We start from the raw sequence: 23,501 nt of genomic DNA, 5'->3' as shown, positions 1-23,501 counted from the left end.
CTCACCCACGTGCCGGAAACAGCCCAGCCGGCCGGAATACCAGCACCACAGCCATGAGCAGATAAATGGAAATCGCCGCGAACGTCGCGGCCAGGCTGGACGCCATTGCAGGCGGCAAGACCTCGCGCAAAAACATCGGCAGAAATGCCCGGCCGGCGGTATCGACCATCCCGACCAACAAGGCGCCGACAAAAGCGCCTCGTATCGAGCCGATGCCACCGATCACGATACACACCAGTACCAGAATCAGGATCTCTTCGCCCATCCCGACTTGCACCGCAGTGATCGGCCCCAGCAGTGCGCCCGCCACGGCGGCCAACATGGCGCCGATGGTGAATACCCCTAGAAACAGCAGCGGTACGCGCACGCCCATCAGTGTCGCCATTTGCCGATTGGAAGCACCCGCCCGCACCAGCACACCCGCACGGGTACGCGTCACGAACCAGTACAGACCCACCGCTGCGGCCAAACCGCAAGCGATGATCATCAAGCGGTAGGCCGGATACATCAGATCGGGCAGCAAACGCACGGGCCCGGATAAAGCGGCAGGCAAATTCAACATCACCGGCGCAGGGCCCCAGATCATTTTGACCAGATCGTTGGCAATCAAAATAACGGCATACGTACCCAAGACCTGCGCGAGGTGATCGCGCACAGCGAGGCGCCGTATCAAAAGGCGCTCCAGCACCAGGCCCACCACCCCCGTCGCCAATGCGGCGACCAGAACGGCCGCGAGAAAAGAACCGGTGCGTTGCATGGTTTCGGCCGCGACATAGGCACCCGCCATATACAAAGAACCGTGCGCCAGGTTCATGATGTCCATGATCCCGAACACCAACGTCAACCCGGCGGCAATCAAAAACAACATCAGCCCGAACTGCAGGCCGTTTAGCAACTGCTCGACCACTAGCGTCATCAAATACTCCAGTATCCTCGGGTCTGCGCCGGCGGTTGTGAACGCCTGCGCCAACTCAGGATCCGGTCAAGAAACCTGTTTCCCCATTGCCGCGGCCCGGCACCGGTCCGCGGGGCGGTTTACATGGCTACAGCTTGCACTGGCCCACGTACACGTCCTGATAGTCATCAAATATCTTGCCCACCAGCTTGTTGGTGATACGGCCTTCGCTGTCTTTTTCAATCACGCGCAGGTAATAAGCCTGAATGGGATAATGGTTTTTGCCGTAGGTGAACTGGCCGCGCACCGAGGGATAATCGGCCTTGGCAAGTGCTGCCACGATAGCGTCGCGATCAGAGGCCTTTCCGCCGGCCTGCTTCACGGCTGCGTCCATGGCCATGATGACGTCATAGGCCTGCGCCGCATAGACGGACGGATAACGGCCGCCGTACTCTTTGCGGAAAGCGTCCACGAACTGCTTGTTTTGGGGCACATCCAGATCATGAGCCCACTGCGCCGTGTTGAACATGCCCAGCATCGGATCACCAACGGCCTGGATCACATCCTCGTCAGCCGAAAAACCCGGACCGATGAGTTTCACGCTTTGCGACAAGCCCGTCGAGACGAATTGCTTGACGAAATTAATACCCATGCCGCCCGGCAGAAAGATAAACACCGCATCCGGCTTGGCGGCACGGATCTGCGCTAACTCGGCCGCGTAATCGAGCTGGCCCAGCTTGGTGTAGACCTCTTCGGCGACTTCGGCCTTATAGCCACGCTTGAATCCTGTCAGTGCGTCCTTGCCCGCCGGATAGTCGGGCGCCATGATCAGCACTTTCTTGAAGCCCTTGTCCGCGGCGACTTTGCCTGCGGCCTCGTGAAATGCGTCGTTCTGATACGAGGTGCCGAACCAGTATTGATTGCAACGCTCGCCGGCAAACTGGCTGGGGCCAGGGTTGTTGGAGAGATAGGGCACCTTGGCGGCGAACAACGCAGGGCCCACCGCGAGCGCGACGTTCGAGCCGATGGGACCGGTAAAGAAATCGATTTTGTCGCGCTGGATGTAGCGTGACACCAGTTGGCGCGCCTGATCGGGGTTGCCGCCCATGTCAGTTTGCAGGAACTCGGCCGGCTGGCCGCCCAGCTTGCCGCCCAACTGCTTGATCGCCAGATTGAACCCGTCGCGCGCCTCGGCGCCAAGCGCGGAAAACGGACCCGATATATCATTAGCAATACCGACCTTGACGGGATCGGCGGACGAGAGGGCTGGCAGCAGCACAAGAGCAGCCGCCAAAGAAGTCATGAAACGCATCGTGGTACTCCTGCGCCGCGGGCGGCGGATGTTTTTTATAAGGGAATGCGAATGCGAAACGGCTGTCGCTGACCTGAGCACATCTCCCGGACGACGCAAACAGGACTAGCGTGTCTCATAGTTTAGGTTTAAAGTATCTAGCAAGACAAGACTAGGGTTTTTACCGAGACTCGCTCTGCGCCATATCATGATCGACACGCCTGACCTGGAAACACGCGCTGCGCCCGATGATCACCATGCGTTGCGCCTATGGCTGCGCATGCTGACTTGCTGCAATCTGATCGAGTCCGAGATTCGCAGCCGTCTACGCACCGAATTCGACACCACTTTGCCCCGTTTTGACCTGATGGCGCAGCTGCAACGGGCGCCCAAGGGCATGAAAATGGGTGAGCTGTCGCGCCGCATGATGGTCACCAACGGCAATATCACCGGCATCACCGACCAGCTCGAAAAAGAAGGCATGGTCATGCGCACCAAGGTGGAAACCGACCGGCGCAGTTCCGTCTTGAAACTCACCCCGCAAGGCCGCCGGATGTTCACCCGCATGGCGCGCGCTCATGAGGGCTGGGTGAAAGGGATGTTCGCCGACCTGCCCGAGGATCATCGGGATGCCCTGTATCAGGCGTTGGGCGAATTGAAACTGCAAGTCGTCGCCGCTCGCAAGCACGATCGCTGATCGCAACCGCCGCTGCCCTGGCCTCAGCGTCGCGAATATCGCGGGCTTACACGATGACGGTCGGCCACCGCACGGTTGCGCTGCGGCGCCTCAGACAAGCCTGCCCTGAGCCGCCATACGCCCAGGAGTGTTGACTGCGTGAGGCAGGAAAATAAGGCCCCCCCCGGGCAATCCCTTGGTCCGTCACTCGATGGTGGGATAATACGCGGAGCCCCCCGTCCGACGGGCGGGGTTTTCGAGATTCCTTTTGCCCCGCCACAGAGACGAAGTCATGGCCGTTAACCTGCAGATCCCCTCCGAGTCCGATATTTTTCCCGTTGCCGGCGTAGACATCGGCGTTACCGAAGCCGGTATCCGCAAGGCCAACCGACGTGACTTGACCGTGTTCCAGCTGGCGCCTGGCTCCAATGTGGCGGGCGTGTTCACCCGCAACCGTTTCCGTGCTGCACCGGTGCAGGTCTGTGAGGCGCATCTGGCCGCAGGCGGCCCGATCCGCGCCCTGGTGATCAATACCGGTAACGCCAATGCCGGCACCGGCGCCGAAGGCCTGAAAAAAGCTCAGGACACCTGCGTGGCCCTGGGCAAACTGCTGAATGTCCCCGCCCAGCAGATCCTGCCGTTTTCGACCGGCGTCATCCTCGAGCCCCTGCCGCTGGACCGCCTGACCGCCGCCCTGCCCGCTGCCCTGGGCAATCTGGGCCCTAACGAATGGTTCAATGCCGCCCACGGCATCATGACCACTGACACGCAGCCCAAGATCCACTCGCAACGTCAGCAGATCGACGGCAAGACCGTCACCTTTACCGGCATCAGCAAGGGCGCCGGCATGATCCGCCCGAACATGGCCACCATGTTGAGCTTCCTGGCCACGGACGCCAGCATTGCTCAGCCGGTGCTGCGCAAGCTGGCCCTGGAAATCGCCAACCAGTCGTTTAACCGCATCACCGTCGACGGCGACACCTCCACCAACGACTCGTTCATCATCATCGCCACCGGCCAATCGGGCGTGGAGATCACCTCCGAAGCCGACCCGCACTATGCCGCCGTGCGCGATGCGCTGGCCGCGGCCGCACTGGACCTGGCACAGAAGATCGTGCGCGACGCCGAAGGCGCGACCAAATTCATGACCGTGCGCGTCGAAGAAGCCCTGACCACCGAAGAAGCCCTGAAGATCGCATACTCGGTTGCCCACTCGCCGCTGGTCAAGACGGCGTTTTTCGCCTCCGACCCCAACCTGGGCCGCATCCTGGCCGCCATCGGCTACGCCGGCGTAGACGATCTGGACGTCTCGAAGCTGCGCCTCTGGCTGGACGACGTGCTGGTCGCCAAAGACGGCGGCCGCAATCCTGACTACCAAGAGGCAGACGGTCAGCGTGTCATGAAGCAAGCGGAAATCACCGTACGCATTGCGCTGGCGCGTGGCCAGGCGGCTGACACCGTGTACACCTGCGATTTCTCGCATGAGTACGTCAGCATCAACGCCGATTACCGCTCTTGATACATTGATCGCTGAGGGCGCGTGATCTCGCGCCCTTGTTGTCTTGTTATTGTTCCTGCAGGAAATACCGACGTGAGTGCTGCTGATTTTTCCGTTCTGATCGAACGAGCCGAACGCGTGCTGGCCCAGCTCGAAGCCTGGCTGCCCGCCGCACCGCCCGAAATTGATTGGTCCGCCCATGCCTACCGCTGGCGCAAACGCGGCACACGCGGCTGGCTGGACGCCGTGCGCCACGTGGCCCGGATCGACATGGCCGATCTGCAGCACATCGAACGCCAGAAAGGCATCATCGATCGCAACACGCTTCAGTTCCTGCAGAAAAAACCCGCCAACAATGTGCTGATGACCGGCGCACGCGGCACCGGCAAGAGCTCGCTGGTCAAGGCCATGCTGGCCGCCTATGGCGACCAAGGGCTGCGTTTGATCGAGGTCGACAAATCCGACCTGGGTGACCTGGCCGACATCGTCGAGCTGGTCGCGGCGCGTCCCGAACGCTATATCGTGTTCTGCGACGACTTGTCTTTCGAGGAAGGCGAAGCCGGCTACAAGGCCCTGAAATCAGTGCTGGATGGCTCGGTGTCAGCATCGGGCGACAACGTGCTGATCTATGCGACGTCCAACCGGCGTCACCTGATGCCGGAATACATGAGCGAGAACCTGCAGGCCAAGCACCAGGCCGATGGCGAGATTCATCCAGGCGAAACCGTCGAGGAAAAAATCTCGCTGTCCGAGCGTTTCGGGCTGTGGCTGTCATTTCATCCGTTCAAACAGGATGACTATCTGGATATCGTGTACCACTGGCTGGAGGAACTGAACTGCCCCGCAGATCAGATCGAGGCCAGCCGCACGGAGGCCTTGCAATGGGCGCTGGAACGCGGCTCGCGCTCAGGCCGGGTGGCCTATCAATTTGCTCGCGATTGGGCGGCACGCCATGTCTGACGGCATCATCGACGTCGCCGCAGGTCTGATTCTGCGGCCCGACGGTCAACTCCTGCTGGGGCAACGGCCTGAGGGCAAGCCTTGGGCGGGCTGGTGGGAGTTGCCTGGCGGCAAACTGGAACCCGGTGAAACCGTGCTCCAAGCATTGGCGCGCGAGCTGCAAGAAGAAATCGGCATCGAGGTCACGCAAGCGGTTCCGTGGGTGACTTATGTGCACGCCTATCCTCACACCACCGTTCGCTTGGCGTTTTGCCAGGTCACGGGCTGGAAAGGCGAGCCGCGCAGTCTGGAAAACCAGCGCCTGGAATGGGTCAACCCCGCCGAGGCGTCTAGTGTCGGCGATCTGCTGCCGGCCACCCTGCCGCCCTTGCGTTGGCTGCAGTTGCCCAACACCTACGGCATTACGTCGATCGGCGGACGTGCGGGCTTGCCCTCGTTTCTCGAACGGCTGGAGCGTGCCTTGGCGCGTGGCCTGAAGCTCGTGCAAGTACGTGAGCCGGATTGGCCTGACGGCCCTGGAGCCACTTCGCTACGCGACGCCGTGCAGACCATCGTCAAGCTCTGCCACGCTGCGGGTGCTCGTGTGCTGATCAACAGCGTGCATCCTGCAGCCTGGTGGCGCCAGGCCGACGGCGTGCATTTACGCGCGAACGATGCAGCGGCATTGCATGCACGGCCGGAGTTGCCCGAAGGCGCTTTAGTTGGCGTATCGGCTCACGACAATGCGCAGATCGTGCATGCACGTGAGATGGGTGCGGATTTTGCTGTGTTGGGAGCAGTGTTGGAAACACCTTCGCATCCGGGGCAAGCTGGTATGGGATGGGATGGTTTTGTTGCTGGCAATCGGGATGCTGGACTGCCTGTGTATGCGTTAGGGGGGCAGTCTGCCGATACCCTGGATGAGGCGCGCCGGCACGGGGCGCATGGCATTGCGGGGATTCGGGGGCTGATTTAGCGGGGTTCTTGTTGTCGTTTATTTAGGTAGTTGGTTATTGAGCTTACAGTGTTGTGTGTCTTGGGTGTGAGGGTTTGGTGCTATTGGACGTCGATGCGGGGCAGTGGCTGCGTGGGGGCTTCACGTGGTCGGTCCGGCGCCCTGCGCGCCGGACACCGTGTTCGCTCACCTCGTCCGCGCCTTCGCGCTCCCTACGGTGTCCGCTCCACTCGACCACGAGGCGCCCCCACGCAGCCACTGCCCCGCATCGACTCGCAGTAACTCAAGCTCATCACATCGCTGGCACGACTTTCTTGCTTGGCGTTTTTCTGCATCAGTCTGGGTGAAGAGAAAGATCTTGCAGGGCTGCGATTCTCGGGTGCCCTGCACACCCGAGAATCGCGTTCGGGATCTGCATGCATAGGCTGTGGCACCGTTGCATGACAAAAGATCTCTCGAGTCACGTTGACGTAATGCCACGCACGGCACTCGTTGTAACGCCATCATGGTGAGCGCAAATCATGTTTGCGGCGATGTACTCTGATCCAGAGCACAAGCATGCTACGGATACGTCGCCGAAAAAAGTCCCCTACGCATCATCGTCGCAAGCATCAAACGCGGCCAAGCAGATCTTCCAACCAGGCACCACGCCACCCCGTCGCATGCCCGGACCGAACGCTTGAGGAGGACGCGCTGGGCGTCCTCCGAAAGCAGCACTGCAAGATCTTTCTCTCTACCACCGCGGCTGCAAAAAAACGCCAAGCAAGATAGTCGTGCCAGCGATGCAGAGAACTCTAATTGCTGCCAGTCGAGCCGAGGCAATCGGCCCGGCCGGGCGCCTCAAAGTCGAGTGGAGCGGAAGTCGAAGGGAGCGCGAAGGCGCGGACGAGACGAGCGAACACGGTGTCCGGCGCCCGCGCGCCGGACCGACTTTGTGAAGCCCGGCCGGGCCGATTGCCTCGGCTCGACGACCAATAGAACCCCACACTCACGCAAAAACACCTTCACTCTCCAGCCAAACCCCCTTCCCACCCCCCACCGAGCGCAGCAATCAACTGCACGCTAGCCGTCAACCGATTAGCCATCAACGTCAACGCCGTACGTTCGCTGTTCAACGCCCCCGTTTCCAACGTAGCCACATCCAGATAGTCAATCGTCCCAGCCTGATACTGATTGCGAGCCAACCGCAACGATTCCCGCGCCGCCTCCAGTGCCCGATGCTGCACCACTTGCTCTTGCCCCATCACCCGCAATTGGATGAGATAGTCCTCGACCTCTTGCAAGGCGCTCAATACCGTCTGACGATACGCAGCGGCCTGGGCATCGTAGGCTGCGCGGGCCTGTTCCAATTGAGCCTCCCGTGCGCCGCCATCGAACAAGGTCAACGCCAATGCCGGCCCCAGGGACCAGAAACGCGCCGGTGCCGTCAGCCATTGCGCAAACTCGCCGCTGCGAAATCCGCCACTGGCACTTAACGTCAGATCGGGAAACCACGCCGACTGCGCCACGCCGATCTGTGCATTCGCCGCCGCCGTCAAACGCTCAGCCGACGCGACGTCGGGACGGCGTTCCAGCAATTGCGATGGCAACCCCACAGGGATCTGCGGAATCACCTGAGCAAAAGGTTGAACTGCGAGCGTAAAGCGCGATGGTGCCAGGCCGATCAGCACGGCGATTGCATGCTCATACTGACCACGTTGCCATTCCAGATCCACCAACTGGGCGCGCGTGCCCTCCAATTGGGCCAACGCCACCGTCACATCAGATTTACCGACAACGCCCGCGTCATAGAGGTTTTGCGTCAACTTCAACGAGCGCTCATAGGCCGCGACTGTCGACTCCAGCAAACGCTTTTGCTCATCCAGCACACGCAATTGAAAATAGTTTTGCGCAAGCGACGACTGCGTACTCAAGCGGGTATTCGCCAAATCCGCAAAGCTGGCTTGAGCTTCAGCGCGGCTGGCCTCGACCTGGCGACGCACTCGCCCCCAGATGTCTACTTCCCAACTGACCGACGCGCTCAGATCGTAATCATTGCCCGTACTGCTGGTAGAACCGCTACCCGATCCCGATCGTGTCGCGCCGGCACTCGTCCCGACAGTAGGGAAAAAGCTGGCGCGCGCGCCTCGTACCAGAGCCTGTGCCTGCCTGTAGTTGGCCTCGGCTTGCACAATGGTCTGATTCGACGCGTTCAACTGGTCCATCAGACCATTCAGGGTGGTGTCGCCATAAATCTGCCACCATGCGCCACGCTCAGCCATGTCTTGCGGCTTCGCCGGCGTCCAGCCGTCGGTTTGGACGGCGCCATGGGGCTGCTGACCCTGAGCGTCGCTACCCGGCGCCGAAGGGTTGGACGGTGCTGCCGCCGGATCGCGCGCTTGCTTGTATCCCTCGCCCACATCGATCTCGGGACGTTGATAATCCGGCCCCACCGCGCACGCGGCCAAGAGGGCGCAACACGTCATGGCCGCAGTCAAACGCGGCAAGCGTACATCGGCCAATCGGCCAAGCCGGAACGATAAGGAAAAAAATGATGCGCGACTCATTGGCGTTCTACATCAGGTTGTGAGCCTATCGTGCGACGTGCAGCACGGCGGCGGGCCCATAAACGGAAGCGGTCCAGATAAAGATAGACCACAGGCGTGGTGTACAGCGTCAAAACCTGGCTAAGGATCAGACCACCTACGATCGTCACCCCCAGAGGCTGGCGCATCTCTACACCGGCCCCGGTAGCCAGCAATAATGGCAGCGCGCCGAAAATTGCCGCCATCGTGGTCATCATAATGGGCCGGAATCGCGTCAGGCAGGCCTCGAAAATCGCATCGCGCGGCGACAGATTCAATCTACGCTCCGCATCCAAGGCGAAGTCGACCATCATGATGGCGTTCTTCTTGACAATGCCGATCAGCAAAAACACCCCAATCAAGGCGATGACCGTGAACTCGCTGCCTACCAGCATCAACGCCAACAGCGCGCCGATACCGGCCGACGGAAGCGTCGACAGAATGGTCAAGGGGTGCACGAAGCTCTCGTACAAAATCCCAAGCACGATATACATCGTGACCAGTGCGGCCAGAATCAGCCATGGCTGCTGGCTCTGTAAGGCCTGCTGCGCCGCGGCCGTGCCGAGAAAGCCGGCCTGGATCTGATCCGAAGGCAGCCCGATGCGCGCGACCGCAGCATCGATCGCACGTATTGCCTGGTCTTGTGACACACCCGGGGCGAGATTGAAAGAGATTTCGTCAGCAGCAAACAGACCATTATGCTGCACACTCAATGGCGCATTGCCCATTTCAAATCGCGCAAAGGCCGCCAATGGCACACGAGACCCGTCGCTCGTAATGACATGCACCTGCTTGAGCGATTCGGCATCCTGGGCAAAGCGCTGATCCACCCCCAACACGACGCGATACTGGTTCAAAGGCCCGTACATTACGGAAACTTGGCGTTGGCTGAACGAGTTATTCAACACCGCTGAAATATCGGACATGTTGATGCCCAGCCGGGTTGCCGCCTCGCGATCAATGATCAAATTGACCTGGCGGCCTTTGTCTTCAACGCTGGAATCCACATCCGTCAGCTCGGGCAACGCGGCCATGGCCTGCCTGACCTTGGGTGTCCAGGTGCGCAGCAATGACAGATCTCCGGCCAGCAGCGTGTAGTCGTATGAGCCGCTCCCCTGCCCGCCGCCGACAAAGATATCCTGCTGCGGAATCAAGAACACGCGCGCGCCCGGCGTACTCTGCAATTGCCCTCTCAGGCGATTCACGACATCGACCGCGCCGGCTTGCCGCTCATCCTGCGGCTTGAGCTGGATCATCATGAAGCTGCTGTTACTGCCGCCGCGGCCGCCCGCGTGAACCGTAATACTCGCCACCGCCGGATCGGCCAGGATGACTTTGCGGAAATACTCGAGCTTGGGGACCATGGCTTGAAACGACGTGCCCTGATCCACGCGAAAAATCCCTATCAATTGCCCAGTATCCTGCTGCGGGAAAAATCCCTTTGGCACGGCAGCGTACAGGTACACGTTCAGCCCGATAGTCACCGCCAGCAACACCAGCATCAAACGCCCATGCGTCAACGCCCAGGACAACGAACGACGATAGCCGCGCAGCAATGCCTCAAAGAATGACTCGAGCATCCGCGACACCCGGCCTGGAGCTCGCTGTTCCAGGGCCTGCTGACGCAACAGGCGGGCGCACATCATGGGCGTCAATGTCAACGACACGACCATCGATACCATGACAGAAGCCGACAAGGTCACGGCGAACTCGCGAAACAGCCTGCCGACCACGCCGCCCATCAACAGGATCGGGATGAACACAGCCACCAGCGACAGGCTCATCGACAGCACGGTGAAGCCGACCTCACGCGATCCCCGCAAGGCCGCCCGCAATGGCGACGCTCCACGTTCGATATGCCGCATGATGTTTTCAAGCACCACGATGGCATCATCCACCACAAAGCCGGTGGCCACGATCAACGCCATCAGCGAAATGGTATTCAAGGTAAAGCCGCACCAATACATGATGCAGAAGGTGCCAATCAACGAGACTGGCACTGCCACACTGGGGATCAGGGCAGCACGCCAATGCCGCAAGAACAGCAGCACCACCAGCATCACCAGGCCGACCGCGACCACCAGCGTCAGTTCAGCCTCGTGCAATGAGGCGCGGATACTGGGCGTGCGATCTTGTGCCACGGTCAGGTCGACATCACCTGGCAAGAGCGCCGCGAGCTGCGGCAATTGCGCACGCACAGCCTCTACCGTCTCGATGATGTTGGCGTCGGCCTGGCGCCGCATGATGATCAGAATGGCATTACGATTGTTGTAATAGCCCGTCTGAAACAGATCTTCGACCGAGTCCTCGACGGTCGCCACGTCCGATAGCCGGATAGCGGATCCATCGCGCCACGCCACAATCAAGGGCCGATACTGTTCGGCGCGATCGAGCTGGTCGCTGGCCATGATTTGCCAGTGATACTCGTCGCTTTCGATCATGCCCTTGGGTTTGTTGGCGTTGGCTTCGCTCAACGCCGTGCGCACCTCGTCCAGCGACACACCGCGACTGGACAATGCGCCGGGAATCAAATTGACGCGCACCGCGGGCAAGGAACTGCCGCCTACGGTGACCTCGCCGATGCCATTTACCTGCGCAAGCTTTTGCGCCACGATGGTCGAGGCCAGGTCATACAGTTTGCCCTGGCTCAATGTGCCCGACGTCATGGCCAACACCATGATGGGCGCCGACGAGGGATTGACCTTGTGATAGGTCGGATTGCTGCGCATCCCGGTGGGCAGAAGCGATCGCGCCGCATTGATGGCCGCCTGTACATCGCGGGCGGCACCGTTGATATCACGGCTCAGGTCAAATTGCAGCGTGATGCGTGTGGACCCCTGCGAATTACGCGAGGTCATTTCGGTAATGCCGGCAATGCTGCCGAGAGAACGCTCCAACGGCGTAGCCACACTGGAGGCCATCGTCTCGGGACTCGCGCCCGGCAAACTGGCCGACACAGAAATAATGGGCAAATCGACCTGGGGCAGCGGCGCGACAGGCAGCAGGCGAAACGCCAGCACGCCCGCCAGCACCATCCCCAGGCACAACAGTACGGTGGCAACCGGACGAACGATGAACGGCGCCGACAGAATCATGGCTGCTCCGCTGCGACACGCGCACGGTCCCGGCCTCGTCGCGACAGACGATCAAACATCAGATAAATCACCGGCGTCGTGTAGAGCGTCAGGACTTGGCTCAACAACAGTCCGCCTACCATGACCAGACCTAACGGCTGACGCAACTCGGCCCCGGTCCCCGTGGACAGCATCAAGGGCAATGCGCCAAACAATGCCGCCAGCGTCGTCATCAGAATCGGACGGAAACGCAGCAGGGCAGCCTCGTGTATGGCGGCCCTCGGCGCGAGTCCGCGCTTGCGCTCGGCCTCCAGCGCGAAATCGATCATCATGATCGCGTTTTTCTTGACGATCCCGATCAACAGAATAATGCCGATGATCCCGATCATATCGAGCTGCGTACCGCTGATCATCAAGGCCAGCAAGGCACCCACCGCCGCCGAGGGCAAGGTCGACAGAATCGTGATCGGGTGGATATAGCTCTCGTACAGCACCCCCAGCACGATATACATCGTGACGATCGCAGCCAGGATCAACCATAGCGTGCTGGACAACGAATTCTGGAATGCCAGCGCGGCTCCTTGAAAACGCGTCTCGATGCCTGCCGGCATGCCGATTTCCGCCTCTGCGGCAGTAATCGCCTCGACCGCACCCGATAGTGATGCGCCCGGCGCCAGATTGAACGAGAGCGTTGTCATCGGGAATTGGTCCAGCCGGCTGATCGCCAGCATGGTGTGCCCCTCTGAAATGTGCGCCACCGTCGACAGAGGTACTTGGGTACCCGACTCGGATGTCAGGTACACCTGGTTCAAGGATTCAGGCGATTTGCTGAATTGCGGCAAGACCTCCAGCACCACGCGATATTGATTGGACTGCGTAAAGATGGTCGAAATCAGCCGCTGGCCAAAGGCGTTGTACAGCGCCTCGTCGATCTGTGATGTGGTGATTCCCAAACGTGCCGCCGCATCGCGGTCTATATCGACCCAAGTCTGCAAACCGTCGTTTTGCAGATCGTGGGTCACGTCCGTCACTTCCGGCAGCGCAGACAGACGCTCGACCAATTTGGGGGCCCACTCGGCCAACACGTCAATGTCAGGATTGGACAACGTCATCTGATATTGCGTGCGGCTGACGCGATCCTCGATGGTCAGATCCTGTACCGGCTGCATATATACCGTCAGCGGCGGTTGCGTCGTCGCGGCGGCGTGGGCAGCTGGCGCAGCCCCTGACACGTCGCGGCCAGACCCTGTTGTTCCCGGCGATCCGAAATGGTCTTCCAAGGCGTCCTGCAATCGCTGGCTGATTGTCGCCAGATCGGCATCGCGTTCCTTGTTTGGTTTCAGCGCGATCTGTATGCGGCCGCTGTTCAGCGTGGCGTTGGTGCCGTCTACGCCGATGAACGACGACACGGACTCGACGTCGGGGTCCTGCAGAATGATTTGTGCGGCCTCTTGCTGGCGTTTGGCCATCGCCGTAAACGAAATCGAGGCCGGTGCCTGAGTGATCGCCTGAATCATGCCGCTGTCTTGCTGCGGAAAGAAACCTTTGGGGATCGCGATATACAGCAGCACGGTGAGTGCGAATGTCCCCAACGCCACCAGCAGTGTCAGCGGTTGATGGCGCAGCACCCATTGCAACGTACGGTCATAGCCGGCGATGCATTTATCGATAAACGCTCCCGTCGTCCGGTGAAAGCGTCCATAGCGATGCTCCGATTCCGGACGCAAAAGGCGCGCACACATCATCGGCGTCAACGTCAGCGACACCACCAGTGAAATCAGTATCGCCACCGCCAAGGTAATGGCGAACTCGCGAAACAACCTGCCCACGACCTCGGTCATGAACAGCAGGGGAATCAGTACGGCGATCAGCGAGAAGGTCAACGACACCAGAGTAAAGCCGATTTGCGCAGCGCCTTTTAACGCGGCTTGCATCGGTGTTTCGCCTTCCTCCAGGTGCCGGGCGATGTTCTCGATCATGACGATGGCATCGTCCACCACAAACCCGGTGGCAATCGTCAGTGCCATCAGCGTCAGGTTGTTGATACTGAAGCCCGCCAGATACATGATGCCGAAGGTGCCCACCAACGACAGCGGTACCACTACGCTCGGGATCACCGTGGCGGTCAAGCTCCGTAAAAAGACGAAGGTCACCATCACGACCAGAGCCACGGCCAGCAATAATTCGAACTGCACATCCGCCACAGACTCACGGATCGTCTGGGTTCGATCAGAAACCACGCTGAGGTCCAGTGTTGCAGGCATCGATGCTTGCAACTGCGGCATCATGGCGCGAATCTGGTCCACCACGTCGATGACATTGGCGCCGGGTTGCCGCTGTACATTCAACAGAATGGCAGGATTGCCGCCAGCCCAGGCCGCTTGGCGAACATCCTCGGCGCCTTGCACGGCAGTCGCGATATCGGACAGACGCAGCGGCGCGTTATTCCGATAGGCAATGATCAGATCGTTGTACTCGGTGGGAGACTTCAACTGGTCATTGGCGTCGATCGTCGTCGAGCGCTCGGGCCCGTCCAGATTCCCCTTAGGCTGATTGACGTTGGCGCCCACCACAGCAGTGCGCAAATCCCCCAATGACATGCCGGTCGAGGCCAACGCAATGGGATTGACCTGAATACGAACAGCGGGCCGCTGGCCGCCGGCCACGCTGACCAGTCCCACTCCCGGCACCTGCGAGAGCTTTTGCGCCATCCGGGTATCGACCAGATCGCGCACCTGCGGCAGCGGCATGGTCGGAGAGCTGATGGCCAACGTCATGACGGGCGCGTCAGCCGGGTTGACCTTGTTATATACGGGAGGCACCGGCAAATCGCTGGGCAGCAGATTTGACGCGGCATTGATCGCCGCCTGCACTTCCTGTTCGGCCACATCCAGAGCCAGGTCCAGGCTGAACTGCAGCGTAATCACCGATGCGCCGCCCGAACTGGTCGACGACATCTGATTCAGACCCGGCATCTGGCCAAATTGGCGTTCCAGAGGCGAAGTCACCAACGAGGTCATCACATCCGGGCTCGCACCCGGATACAGGGTCACCACCTGAATCGTGGGATAGTCGACCTCGGGCAGCGCTGATACCGGCAGCAAGCGGTAGGAAATAAAACCGGCGATCAGGATCGCCACCATCGATAAGGTGGTGGCAACCGGCCTCAGAATGAACAGACGAGAGAGACTCACGGCGTCTTTGTTGCAGATTGACCTGCAGCGGGACGCCCTGATGGCCCAGCGCCCATAGCCTCACCGGGGGTCGCGGGAATGGTCGCGTTGCCCGTCACGATGCTTACCTTCGCTCCTGTGCGCAATCGATCGGTTCCCTCGATGACGACGCGATCCCCAGGCACCAGGCCTTGGTTGACCCCCACGCGGTCACCGTTGATGGGTCCCAACTGCACTTGCCGGACTTCGACGGTATTGTCATCACGCATCAGGAACACAAAAGGCCCTGCCGACCCTTGCTGCACGGCGGCGGTAGGAATCACCGTCGCATCGTCGCGTGTTTGCACCAACAACCGCACATTGACGAATTGATTGGGAAATAACAGATCATCCTTGTTGTCGAAACGCGCCTTGAGCTTGACGGTACCTGTAGTGATGTCGATCTGGTTGTCGACGGTCTCCAGTTGTCCTGTGGCAATCACTTTTTCATCAGCACGATCGTAGGCCTGCACTTGCAAAGTATGGCCCTGCCGAACCTGCGCCAACACCTCTGGCAATTGCGTTTCAGGCAAAGAAAACACGACCGCGATAGGCTCTGTTTGCGTGATCACGACCAGGCCGTCGGTGTCCCCGGTCGACACCAGATTGCCCGGATCGACTTTGCGCAGGCCTAAACGGCCGTTGATCGGCGCGGTGATGCGGGTATAGCTCAATTGCAGTTGAGCATCGTCGACGGCAGCCTGATCGACTTTCTGCGTACCCTCGTATTGACGGACCAATGCCGCTTGCGTATCGAGCTGCTGACGCGCGATAGAGTCTTGCTTGAACAGCGTCTGATAACGCTGCAAGTCGCGCCGTGCATTCGCCAATAAAGCCTGGTTCTGTTGTTGCTGGCCTTGAGCCTGCGCCAATGCGACCTCGTAGGGGCGTGGATCGATCTGCGCCAGCAGTTCCCCCGCCTTGACGCGTTGGCCCTCATTGAAATTTACCCGGATCAATTCCCCGTCGACGCGGCTGCGCACAGTCACGGTGTTGTACGCGGTCACGGTGCCCAAGGCGCGCAGTACGATATTGATGTTCTGCGTCGACGCCGATGCGACACGTACCGGCGTGTCCGGCATCGCGCCCGCCCCCATGCCGCGCATCCCGCCGCCCGCACCACGCCCGCCGTCATTGGCCCGTTGCGTAGCTTGTGTAGAAGCCTTCTGCTCGGCAGGCTTGTAAAAAACCCACCATGCGACGATAGCGGCGACTGCCAGCAGGATGATGACAACCCATGGGGTCTTGCGGCGAGGCGTAGCAGATCGGCTTTCAGGCATAGGAGGTCAAGCACAGACGGACGTCGAGAGCCGATATTGTCCCCTAAGTCCGTCGAATTGCCATGTCCTCACAGCCGAACTGAAATACGCCGCAACAGATATCAGATCCGTCCAGAAACGCTAGGCGCTGCAAAGCGACATCTGAAACTCGATGTCTTTTGCCACTTGCTGGGGTTTGGCATCGCCGTCCTGGGACGAGAAGCGGATCCAGATCATGTACTTGTTAGCACTGATTTCCGGAAAAACGCCGCGGGCGGGGTCCACCCAGACGCGTAACAGTTGGAATAGTTTGCCCGCCAGCATTTGCTGATAACCGCCCTGCTCAGCCACGATATCGGTGCGGCGCCCTGACTCTCGCAGCAAACGCAGCGCCATGGCGACCGCATCGTATAGAGGCCGCAACGGAGCGATCCAGGCTTGCAGATCGGCGGCACGGTCTGCCTCGGATTTGTGTTGCCACGCATGGTAGGACGGCATATCGACCTGGGTGGCGCCTCCGGGAACGGCCAGGCGGCCGCGCAGGCTGATCAACCATTCGTTTTCGCGCAAAGGCTGGCCAGCACGGCCTTGGCCGGCCAACGCGCTGACCGTACGCTCCATGTCGCCCAGCATGGCTTCCAGGGCATCCTGCGCGACACCTGGATGATCACGCAATGCGACCAGCGCCATGCGTTGGCGTTCGAGGTCCTGCAGTACGGAGGTCTTGACGTCGGCCCGTTCGGTGGCATCCAGGATGTCGAACAAGGTCGAGACAGCGATCTGGTGATGATGGGGTTCGCCTTCGCCGGCGAAAAAGAAAAGCCTATCGAACAGATATTCCAGCCGAAGGTAGGCTCGGATGCGTTCGTTAAATGGATATTCGAAAAGAATCACGCTTGCTACAGGCCTGTCGGTGATCGGCCCGTGGGCCGGATTATTCAGGGAAGCCGTCCACACCATTACGGTGCGGCCGGCGCGATGCCGCCGCCATGTGGCTCCAGCGGTCGTGCAGAGCCTTTGCCCGCGCGCGTAACTGTTCTGCAGTGGTCGCACCATCGTTCACGATGACATCATCCGCTGCCGCCAGCCGTGTATCCCGCGCGGCCTGTGCCGCCATGATACGCTGGATAGCTTCTGGCGTCAGCCCGCTGCGTGCCTGCACCCGGGCAACCTGGGTTTCCGGATCGCAATCGACGACGCAGATGCGATCGACCCGGTCGCGCCAACGCCCGGATTCCACCAATAGCGGCACGACGTACACGAGGTACACGCCCTGGGCTTGTGCGGCGGCACGCTCCGTATGCAGCCCGATGAGGGGATGCAATATGCCTTCCAGGCGCGCACGAGCCTGCGGTTCCCGAAATACCAAGTCCCGCATCCAGGCACGATTCAACGCCCCCTCAGCGGTAGAAGCCTCGATCCCGAACGCCTCGACGATAGCGGGCATCGCCTCACCACCCGGTGCAGTCAGGGCATGGGCAATGGCATCGGTATCGACCAACGCTGCGCCCCACTCGGCCAACATATCGGCCACCCGCGTCTTGCCGGAGCCAATCCCGCCGGTCAAGCCGATTTTGTACATACTAAATCACCCAGAGAGTCTTGGTCATTACCAGGGCCCGGTAAGCGACGGGCCTGCATGCTCGAGGACAGCATACGCTGCAGGCATGTCCGGCAGCAACGCCCAAGCCTTCAGCATGCGATGGCGTGCCACGCCGCGCGCTCAGAACCACGCAGAGCGCCCAGCCACCGCAAACAATGCCACAATCCCTGCCAGCGCCAAGTAGGGACCGAAAGGCAATGCCTGGCCTCGTTGCGCGTGGCCTGTGAGGCGCAGACAGCCGGCGGCCAGCACCCCGGTCAGCGATGCTACCAACAATAATGAGGGAAGCGCCGCCAAGCCGAACCAAGCTCCCAATGCCGCCAGCAGCTTGAAGTCGCCATAGCCCATGCCCTCGCGACCTGTCAGCAAACGAAACATGTGAAACAACAGCCACAAGAAAACATAGCCCACCGCCGCTCCCAGCACCGCCAGCGGCAAAGGCGCCAACGCGCCATTGAGGTTGATCAGCAACCCGGCCCACACCAGAGGCAAGGTGATCGCGTCGGGCAGCAGGCTGGTCTGCAAATCGATCCAGGACAGCACCACCAGCGCCGCACACAGCCCCATGGCACACAGGGCAATCGGCGTGGGCCCGAAACGCCATGCACACAGGCCGAACAGCAACGCGGTCAGGATCTCGGTCAACGGGTAGCGCCAGCCGATATTGCGCCGACAGGATTGACAGCGCCTGCGGGCAAGGATCCAACCCACGAGCGGTACGCGACACCAGCCCCGCACCGGCGCCGCACAGAGCGGGCAATGCCAACCTGGCCGCCACAAGCTATAGGAAGAACGCGCGGGCACCGCATCAGGGCCATTCGAGAGACTGTCTTGCTGCCCTTGCTGGGATTCCTGGACCTGCTGCAGCCAGTCTCGCTCCATCATGCGCGGCAGCCGATGGCCGACTACAGTCAGCCAACTGCCGACCAACAGGCCAAACACGGTAGCCAGCGCGACAGCCCAGACAGGATCGATAGCAAAGGTGTGCCACATAGCAATCAGAACACGGCCGCGAGGGCTCACCAGGAAAGGCGCCATTATTCCGGCATGCGGGAAATTGTTCAAACGGGCCGTGACCATTCAGCCACGCGCCATCGATCATCCAGCCGTATCGGAGGCGCACATAAATGCGTAGAATTCGGGACATATTCACTATTCATGCTGCGCCTGCCATGTCCGATTCCGCGCCTGTTCCGTTTCGCCGAAATTCCCTGACTCTGATCGCGACCATCCTGGCGGGGGCCACGATGGCTGCCGGCTGCGCGCAGCAACGCTCAGAGGGATACTACAACCCGCCGCGAGAGAGCACTGTCACAGATGCACAGTACCAAGGGCAAGGGGCCGGCTACCTCCCACTGGTGCAAGCCCCCTCGCAATTGCAGATCGAATTGAAAGCACCGCCGCCAGGCCAGCCTCGCAAGTCCGCTCCGACCGCGGAGCAAGCGGCTCAACAAGCCGCCATCGCCGACGCTCAGGCAGAAGCCGCCGCCACGGCCGCGGGCAGCACCTCGGCAGCGGCTCATGCGCTCGTGCCTCAGGCTCAGACCTATATGGGCACGCTGCCGTGCATGTCCCCATCGGCGCAATGCGCCGCCCAGCGCGTCACGCTGACCTTGGCTCCCAACGGTCGTTGGCGCAGCCGTTCAGCCTATCTGGATAACGCGGGCAACCAAGCCACGCCCTCGACCGAACAAGGCTGCTGGGATGTGACCTCCGAACGCCCGCCGAGAGTATTCCTGGCGGATGCTTCCGGTAATCAGCGCGTGGAATTTGTCGTCGCGGCCAATAACGTGCTGCGCGTCAGATCGGTATTGGGCGTCACCCCCAACCTGAATTACAGCTTGACGCGCCAGCCAGACCTGGACCCCATCGACGAACTGTCGCAACAGGCCGCGCCCAAGTGCCCCTGACATTCCGGCATCGGACCTGACAGCAGGGATATCCCTAGACCTGCTGTCTCATAGCAACACCCGATAGCGCAACGGCGGGCAACCGGCTACACTCGCCGCGCACCCTCTCCCTGTGCCGCTGGCATCGCGTGACTGGAGGGCGCGGCATGCGATGCCTGCCCCTTCGGCATCGAGTTATCGGCTGCCGACTCCTTCATGCATTCCATCTTCGTCAGCGCTGCTCGCGCCATGCGCCTCGTGTTGCCATGGCTGCTCGGGTTTGCGATCTTTTCCCAGGCGTATGCCGCCCCCGAACTCATCTCGCCCGCCCCGCCCTCCTTGAGCGAATGTCACGGCATTAAAGACCTGACGTTTGTCGCTCATCTGGATGACGACTTGCTGTTCATGAACCCCGATATTGCGTCGAACATTCAGGCGGGAGCCTGTGTGCAAGTGGTATATCTGACTGCGAGCGATGCCGGGGAAGGCGAAGGCTATATGCTGGGCCGCGAGCGCGGCGTACGTGCCGCCTATGCCTACATGGCCAAGCAGCCCGACCTATGGAAAGAAGACACGGTGCAAGTCGGCACCTACCATATCGCGCGCTTTACCCTGCAAGGCAACCCGCATGTGCAGCTGTGGCATATGCGCCTGAAAGACCCCTGGCTGGGCAAAGGCTGGGGCAGCCTGACGCCGTTGAGCCGCATGGAGTCCGTCGCCAACATGACGGCGGACACGCTGGGCCCCTATCACGACGTCTACACGCGCGATGAACTGGTACGCACATTGGCCAATATCATCAGCGGATACAACCCGACCACGGTGCGTCATCTGGACGACACCATTGCCGTGCCCTACACCCAGCTATGCTGGCGTTGTGCAGGCCATGGGCATCCCGATCACATTGCCAGCGCCCGGCTGGTCCGCGAGGCGATTGCCCAGGCCCCCGGCAACTATGCGGAAACGGGCTATATCGACTATCCCAGCCAGGAACACGAGGCCAATCTGGCCGATGCCGAGGCCACGGTCAAATCCGAGATCTTCCGACGCTATGCCTGGGACGATTACCACTACTGCTCGGGACAGCAGGGGTGCCAGGAGCCGGCCGGCCCCGCTGCGGCGTGGGTGAAACGCTCGTACTATGTGTCGCGCCACGACGTGGCCCCCGACCTGTTTTCAGACTCCCAAGGGGGCCTGATGTTATTTGCGGCGGGCGAAAACAACGATGCCGTCAATATGTGGGACGGCCGCAATCGTCGATGGAATACGCTGGGCGGACGCACTGCCGGCCCGCTCGTGTCCTTTGCTTATCCCGATGCGACGGCAGGCCTCTTTGCTCGCGATACCTTGGGCGGGCTGTGGGTCAACAAGCAAAACCGCGACGGATCCTGGAAAGGCTGGCAGGCCATGGCGGGCCTGCGAGTGACCCGCTCCCCTGCAGTTGCGCCCCATGGCGACGCGGCCGCCATTGCCATGGGCAACGATGGCCTGTATTACTGGACGGCCCTCAAAGGCCTGGATAGTGGATGGTCTGCGTGGCAGGCCCTGCCTGCCCTGCCTCACGCGCGAGGCAACGCCGCCATTGCCAAAACACCCGACAGCCGTTTCGTCGCCTTTGCGGCCGATCGAGCTGGCCATGTATACATGAGCGCCCAACGCCGCGAGCAGTCCGTGAGCTGGAGCCCCTGGCAACGCGTGCCCACGCCTGTCAGCGACGGCGGACTGGCCGCAATACGCAATAGCCAAGGGCAGATAGAGTTGTACCTGCGCGACCGGAACAATCGCCACCTGGTGCGCATCATTCAGCCTGCGCCACAGGCTGCCGATGCGGCGGATATTGCAGAGGTACGCCGGGCAGCCATCACCGATCTGGGTGTGAGCTACGTGGGTAAACCCGCTATCGGCTTGGACCACGACGGTGAGGTCCTTGTCGCCGTGCTGGAACGCCCGGATGGACCGCTCTGGTTGATTGACGACGGACAGGCAATTCAACTGGAGGCCAAAGCCGCCTCGCTGCCGGCCATGCGCTCGCTGCACGGAACCCTGTATGTCGTGGCCCGCAGCGCCGGGCGCATACAGTCGTATCAGGTGATGGCACGCAACCGTGATGGCGTTTGGGCAACAGCGACGGCCATAGGCGCCTTGCCCGACGCCGGCGGCGGACCGTTTATCGGTATGGCCGCGAGCGAGCCCGGGATGTTGGCAACGTCTGGCGTGAATACGATAGCCACCTCGGCAGCCGCGGTACAGTGATCTATCGGGGGTACGGCGATCGATCTGCCGCTGCCGCTCATCGCCCGCAGCAGCCGGACAGCGCCTTATCAGCAGTGCAACGCCTCCAGTCATCGACTGCAGCCGCCATGACGGCACAGGCTGCATGCCAGCTCCACCGTATTGCGTACGCCCAGTTTGCGGAAAATGCGTGCCCGGTGCGCCTCGGCCGTACGCAATGAAATACCCAACTCAATCGCGACGACCTTGTTAGGCCGCCCCGTCGCCAGATACGACGCGACCTCGCATTCGCGAGGAGTCAATAAACGAGCCGCAGTAATGGGCAGCGCAGGGAAATTCGACATCTGTCTCTCTTGTGCATCGCGGTATTGCAAGAGAGTCTGCCAGGGCATGCGCAGTCCCAACAACTGTCAGTCCTGACAGGCGGACAAAATACTCACACTATCTGAGGGTATCCAAGCGGCGCGCCAGCGCCGGGTGAAACGGCTCGATCCGAAGACTGGCCGGGGCGAAAACCCTGTGCAATCGATGGCGGCCGCCTCGGGCTTACAGCTCCAGGTTGTCGATCAAACGCGTCGCGCCCAGTTTGGCAGCAGCCAACGCTACCAGAGGTTCGCCCGCCGCGATCTCGGCAAGCTCGGGACGTTGCAGATCGCGCTGGCGACGTACAGCCAGGTAATCCACCTGCCAGCCGCGCCCGGCCAAGGCCTGCATCGCCTCCTGCTCGACCACGGACAAATCATGTTCGCCGGCGGCGACCCGTTGTTTGATGCTTTGCAGGGCGGCGTACAGTGCAGGCGCCTCGGCACGATCCTCGGTCGACAGGTAGCGGTTGCGCGAGGACAAGGCCAGACCGTCTTCGGCGCGAACCGTCTCATGCGCCACGATGTCCACGGGCAACTGGAATTGCCGGCACATCTGACGCACGATCATCAATTGTTGATAATCCTTTTTGCCAAATACGGCCACGCGCGGCTGCACGCAGGACAGCAGCTTCAGAACGACGGTGCTGACACCGCCAAAAAAACCGGGGCGGAATTCTCCCTCGAGAATATCGCCCAGATCATCGGGCGGCTGCACACGATAGCTTTGTGGCTCGGGATACATCTCGCGCTCGTCGGGCGCGAACAGCACATAGACGTCACGCTCGCGTTCGAGTTTCTCGATGTCATCGCGCAGAGTGCGAGGATATCGATCAAAGTCCTCGTTAGGGCCGAACTGCAGACGATTCACGAAAATACTGGCCACCACCGGATCGCCGTGCTGGCGCGCCAATTTCATCAGGGCCAGATGACCCTCGTGCAAATTGCCCATGGTGGGCACAAACGACACGCGGTTCTGCCCGCGCAAATGGTCACGCAATTCCTGAATCGTGTGAACGACTTTCAAAAGATTCTCCGAAGACGAGGGCTCG

At 60.9% G+C, this 23,501-nt stretch carries 17 protein-coding genes; 6 read left to right on the top strand and 11 right to left on the bottom strand.

Going from position 1 to position 23,501, the window contains the following annotated elements; translation table 11 throughout:
* Position 1: 1 nt before the first annotated feature.
* Both ACYVIT_RS23680 and ACYVIT_RS23675 read right to left on the bottom strand, forming a co-directional pair.
* A complete protein-coding gene (locus ACYVIT_RS23680) occupies positions 2–916 on the bottom strand; it encodes a branched-chain amino acid ABC transporter permease (RefSeq protein ID WP_415809033.1) in 915 nt (304 codons plus the stop codon).
* A 127-nt stretch (positions 917–1,043) separates the two neighbouring features.
* A complete protein-coding gene (locus ACYVIT_RS23675) occupies positions 1,044–2,207 on the bottom strand; it encodes an ABC transporter substrate-binding protein (protein WP_415809032.1) in 1,164 nt (387 codons plus the stop codon).
* Between the two features lie 187 nt (positions 2,208–2,394).
* On the opposite strand from ACYVIT_RS23675, the gene ACYVIT_RS23670 reads away from it, so the two are divergent.
* The 4 genes from ACYVIT_RS23670 to ACYVIT_RS23655 all read left to right on the top strand — a co-directional run bounded on the left by ACYVIT_RS23670 (position 2,395) and on the right by ACYVIT_RS23655 (position 6,275).
* Positions 2,395–2,883: a MarR family winged helix-turn-helix transcriptional regulator gene (locus tag ACYVIT_RS23670; protein ID WP_415809031.1), complete on the top strand. Its 489-nt coding sequence runs from the start codon at positions 2,395–2,397 to the stop codon at positions 2,881–2,883.
* A 271-nt stretch (positions 2,884–3,154) separates the two neighbouring features.
* Positions 3,155–4,381, top strand: coding sequence for a bifunctional glutamate N-acetyltransferase/amino-acid acetyltransferase ArgJ (gene argJ, locus ACYVIT_RS23665; protein WP_415809030.1), 1,227 nt, complete (start codon positions 3,155–3,157; stop codon positions 4,379–4,381).
* Positions 4,382–4,453: 72 nt separating this feature from the next.
* Positions 4,454–5,320, top strand: a complete 867-nt coding sequence (locus ACYVIT_RS23660; protein WP_415809029.1) for an ATP-binding protein — start codon at positions 4,454–4,456, stop codon at positions 5,318–5,320.
* Complete coding sequence (locus ACYVIT_RS23655) at positions 5,313–6,275, top strand: Nudix family hydrolase (RefSeq protein ID WP_415809028.1); 963 nt, start codon at positions 5,313–5,315, stop codon at positions 6,273–6,275. Before ACYVIT_RS23660 ends, ACYVIT_RS23655 begins: the two co-directional genes overlap by 8 nt.
* A gap of 983 nt (positions 6,276–7,258) precedes the next feature.
* Here ACYVIT_RS23655 and ACYVIT_RS23650 read toward each other — a convergent pair.
* The 7 genes from ACYVIT_RS23650 to ACYVIT_RS23620 all read right to left on the bottom strand — a co-directional run bounded on the left by ACYVIT_RS23650 (position 7,259) and on the right by ACYVIT_RS23620 (position 18,959).
* The gene (locus ACYVIT_RS23650) at positions 7,259–8,719 is read right to left on the bottom strand and encodes an efflux transporter outer membrane subunit (protein WP_415808811.1); all 1,461 of its coding nucleotides are present in this window, start codon (positions 8,717–8,719) and stop codon (positions 7,259–7,261) included.
* A gap of 77 nt (positions 8,720–8,796) precedes the next feature.
* Positions 8,797–11,913, bottom strand: coding sequence for a multidrug efflux RND transporter permease subunit (locus ACYVIT_RS23645; RefSeq protein WP_415808788.1), 3,117 nt, complete (start codon positions 11,911–11,913; stop codon positions 8,797–8,799).
* Entirely contained in the window at positions 11,910–15,086 is a 3,177-nt protein-coding gene (locus ACYVIT_RS23640) for an efflux RND transporter permease subunit (protein ID WP_415808789.1), read from the bottom strand. The genes ACYVIT_RS23645 and ACYVIT_RS23640 overlap by 4 nt, the downstream gene beginning before the upstream one ends.
* Positions 15,083–16,384, bottom strand: coding sequence for an MdtA/MuxA family multidrug efflux RND transporter periplasmic adaptor subunit (locus tag ACYVIT_RS23635; RefSeq protein ID WP_415808790.1), 1,302 nt, complete (start codon positions 16,382–16,384; stop codon positions 15,083–15,085). Before ACYVIT_RS23635 ends, ACYVIT_RS23640 begins: the two co-directional genes overlap by 4 nt.
* Positions 16,385–16,504: 120 nt before the next feature.
* The gene (gene zapD / locus ACYVIT_RS23630) at positions 16,505–17,257 is read right to left on the bottom strand and encodes a cell division protein ZapD (RefSeq protein ID WP_415808791.1); all 753 of its coding nucleotides are present in this window, start codon (positions 17,255–17,257) and stop codon (positions 16,505–16,507) included.
* A gap of 40 nt (positions 17,258–17,297) precedes the next feature.
* Entirely contained in the window at positions 17,298–17,945 is a 648-nt protein-coding gene (coaE, locus tag ACYVIT_RS23625) for a dephospho-CoA kinase (RefSeq protein WP_415808792.1), read from the bottom strand.
* Positions 17,946–18,086: 141 nt separating this feature from the next.
* Positions 18,087–18,959 (bottom strand): prepilin peptidase, encoded by an 873-nt coding sequence (locus ACYVIT_RS23620; RefSeq protein ID WP_415808793.1) that lies wholly within the window; start codon positions 18,957–18,959, stop codon positions 18,087–18,089.
* Positions 18,960–19,138: 179 nt separating this feature from the next.
* On the opposite strand from ACYVIT_RS23620, the gene ACYVIT_RS23615 reads away from it, so the two are divergent.
* Positions 19,139–19,876, top strand: a complete 738-nt coding sequence (locus ACYVIT_RS23615; RefSeq protein WP_415808794.1) for a copper resistance protein NlpE N-terminal domain-containing protein — start codon at positions 19,139–19,141, stop codon at positions 19,874–19,876.
* Positions 19,877–20,071: 195 nt separating this feature from the next.
* Positions 20,072–22,108, top strand: coding sequence for a PIG-L family deacetylase (locus tag ACYVIT_RS23610; RefSeq protein ID WP_415808795.1), 2,037 nt, complete (start codon positions 20,072–20,074; stop codon positions 22,106–22,108).
* Positions 22,109–22,197: 89 nt separating this feature from the next.
* Here the strand turns inward: ACYVIT_RS23610 and ACYVIT_RS23605 are convergent, their stop codons facing one another.
* Both ACYVIT_RS23605 and panC read right to left on the bottom strand, forming a co-directional pair.
* Complete coding sequence (locus ACYVIT_RS23605) at positions 22,198–22,431, bottom strand: LuxR C-terminal-related transcriptional regulator (protein ID WP_415808796.1); 234 nt, start codon at positions 22,429–22,431, stop codon at positions 22,198–22,200.
* Between the two features lie 202 nt (positions 22,432–22,633).
* Positions 22,634–23,476: a pantoate--beta-alanine ligase gene (gene panC / locus ACYVIT_RS23600; protein WP_415808797.1), complete on the bottom strand. Its 843-nt coding sequence runs from the start codon at positions 23,474–23,476 to the stop codon at positions 22,634–22,636.
* Positions 23,477–23,501 lie beyond the last annotated feature (25 nt).

The sequence above is a fragment of the Bordetella muralis genome (assembly GCF_054781015.1).
The sequence above is the reverse complement of the archived record's forward strand: the minus strand, read 5'-3'. Positions and strand labels throughout refer to the sequence as shown.

Excerpts from the sequence above, each read along its gene's own strand:
- ACYVIT_RS23680 (WP_415809033.1), bottom strand. The coding sequence starts at position 916 with ATGACGCTAGTGGTCGAGCAGTTGCTAAACGGCCTGCAGTTCGGGCTG.
- ACYVIT_RS23675 (WP_415809032.1), bottom strand. The coding sequence starts at position 2,207 with ATGCGTTTCATGACTTCTTTGGCGGCTGCTCTTGTGCTGCTGCCAGCC.
- ACYVIT_RS23670 (WP_415809031.1), top strand. The coding sequence starts at position 2,395 with ATGATCGACACGCCTGACCTGGAAACACGCGCTGCGCCCGATGATCAC.
- argJ (WP_415809030.1), top strand. The coding sequence starts at position 3,155 with ATGGCCGTTAACCTGCAGATCCCCTCCGAGTCCGATATTTTTCCCGTT.
- ACYVIT_RS23655 (WP_415809028.1), top strand. The coding sequence starts at position 5,313 with ATGTCTGACGGCATCATCGACGTCGCCGCAGGTCTGATTCTGCGGCCC.
- ACYVIT_RS23650 (WP_415808811.1), bottom strand. The coding sequence starts at position 8,719 with ATGACGTGTTGCGCCCTCTTGGCCGCGTGCGCGGTGGGGCCGGATTAT.
- ACYVIT_RS23645 (WP_415808788.1), bottom strand. The coding sequence starts at position 11,913 with ATGATTCTGTCGGCGCCGTTCATCGTTCGTCCGGTTGCCACCGTACTG.
- ACYVIT_RS23635 (WP_415808790.1), bottom strand. The coding sequence starts at position 16,384 with ATGCCTGAAAGCCGATCTGCTACGCCTCGCCGCAAGACCCCATGGGTT.
- coaE (WP_415808792.1), bottom strand. The coding sequence starts at position 17,945 with ATGTACAAAATCGGCTTGACCGGCGGGATTGGCTCCGGCAAGACGCGG.
- ACYVIT_RS23620 (WP_415808793.1), bottom strand. The coding sequence starts at position 18,959 with ATGTGGCACACCTTTGCTATCGATCCTGTCTGGGCTGTCGCGCTGGCT.
- ACYVIT_RS23615 (WP_415808794.1), top strand. The coding sequence starts at position 19,139 with ATGTCCGATTCCGCGCCTGTTCCGTTTCGCCGAAATTCCCTGACTCTG.
- ACYVIT_RS23610 (WP_415808795.1), top strand. The coding sequence starts at position 20,072 with ATGCATTCCATCTTCGTCAGCGCTGCTCGCGCCATGCGCCTCGTGTTG.
- ACYVIT_RS23605 (WP_415808796.1), bottom strand. The coding sequence starts at position 22,431 with ATGTCGAATTTCCCTGCGCTGCCCATTACTGCGGCTCGTTTATTGACT.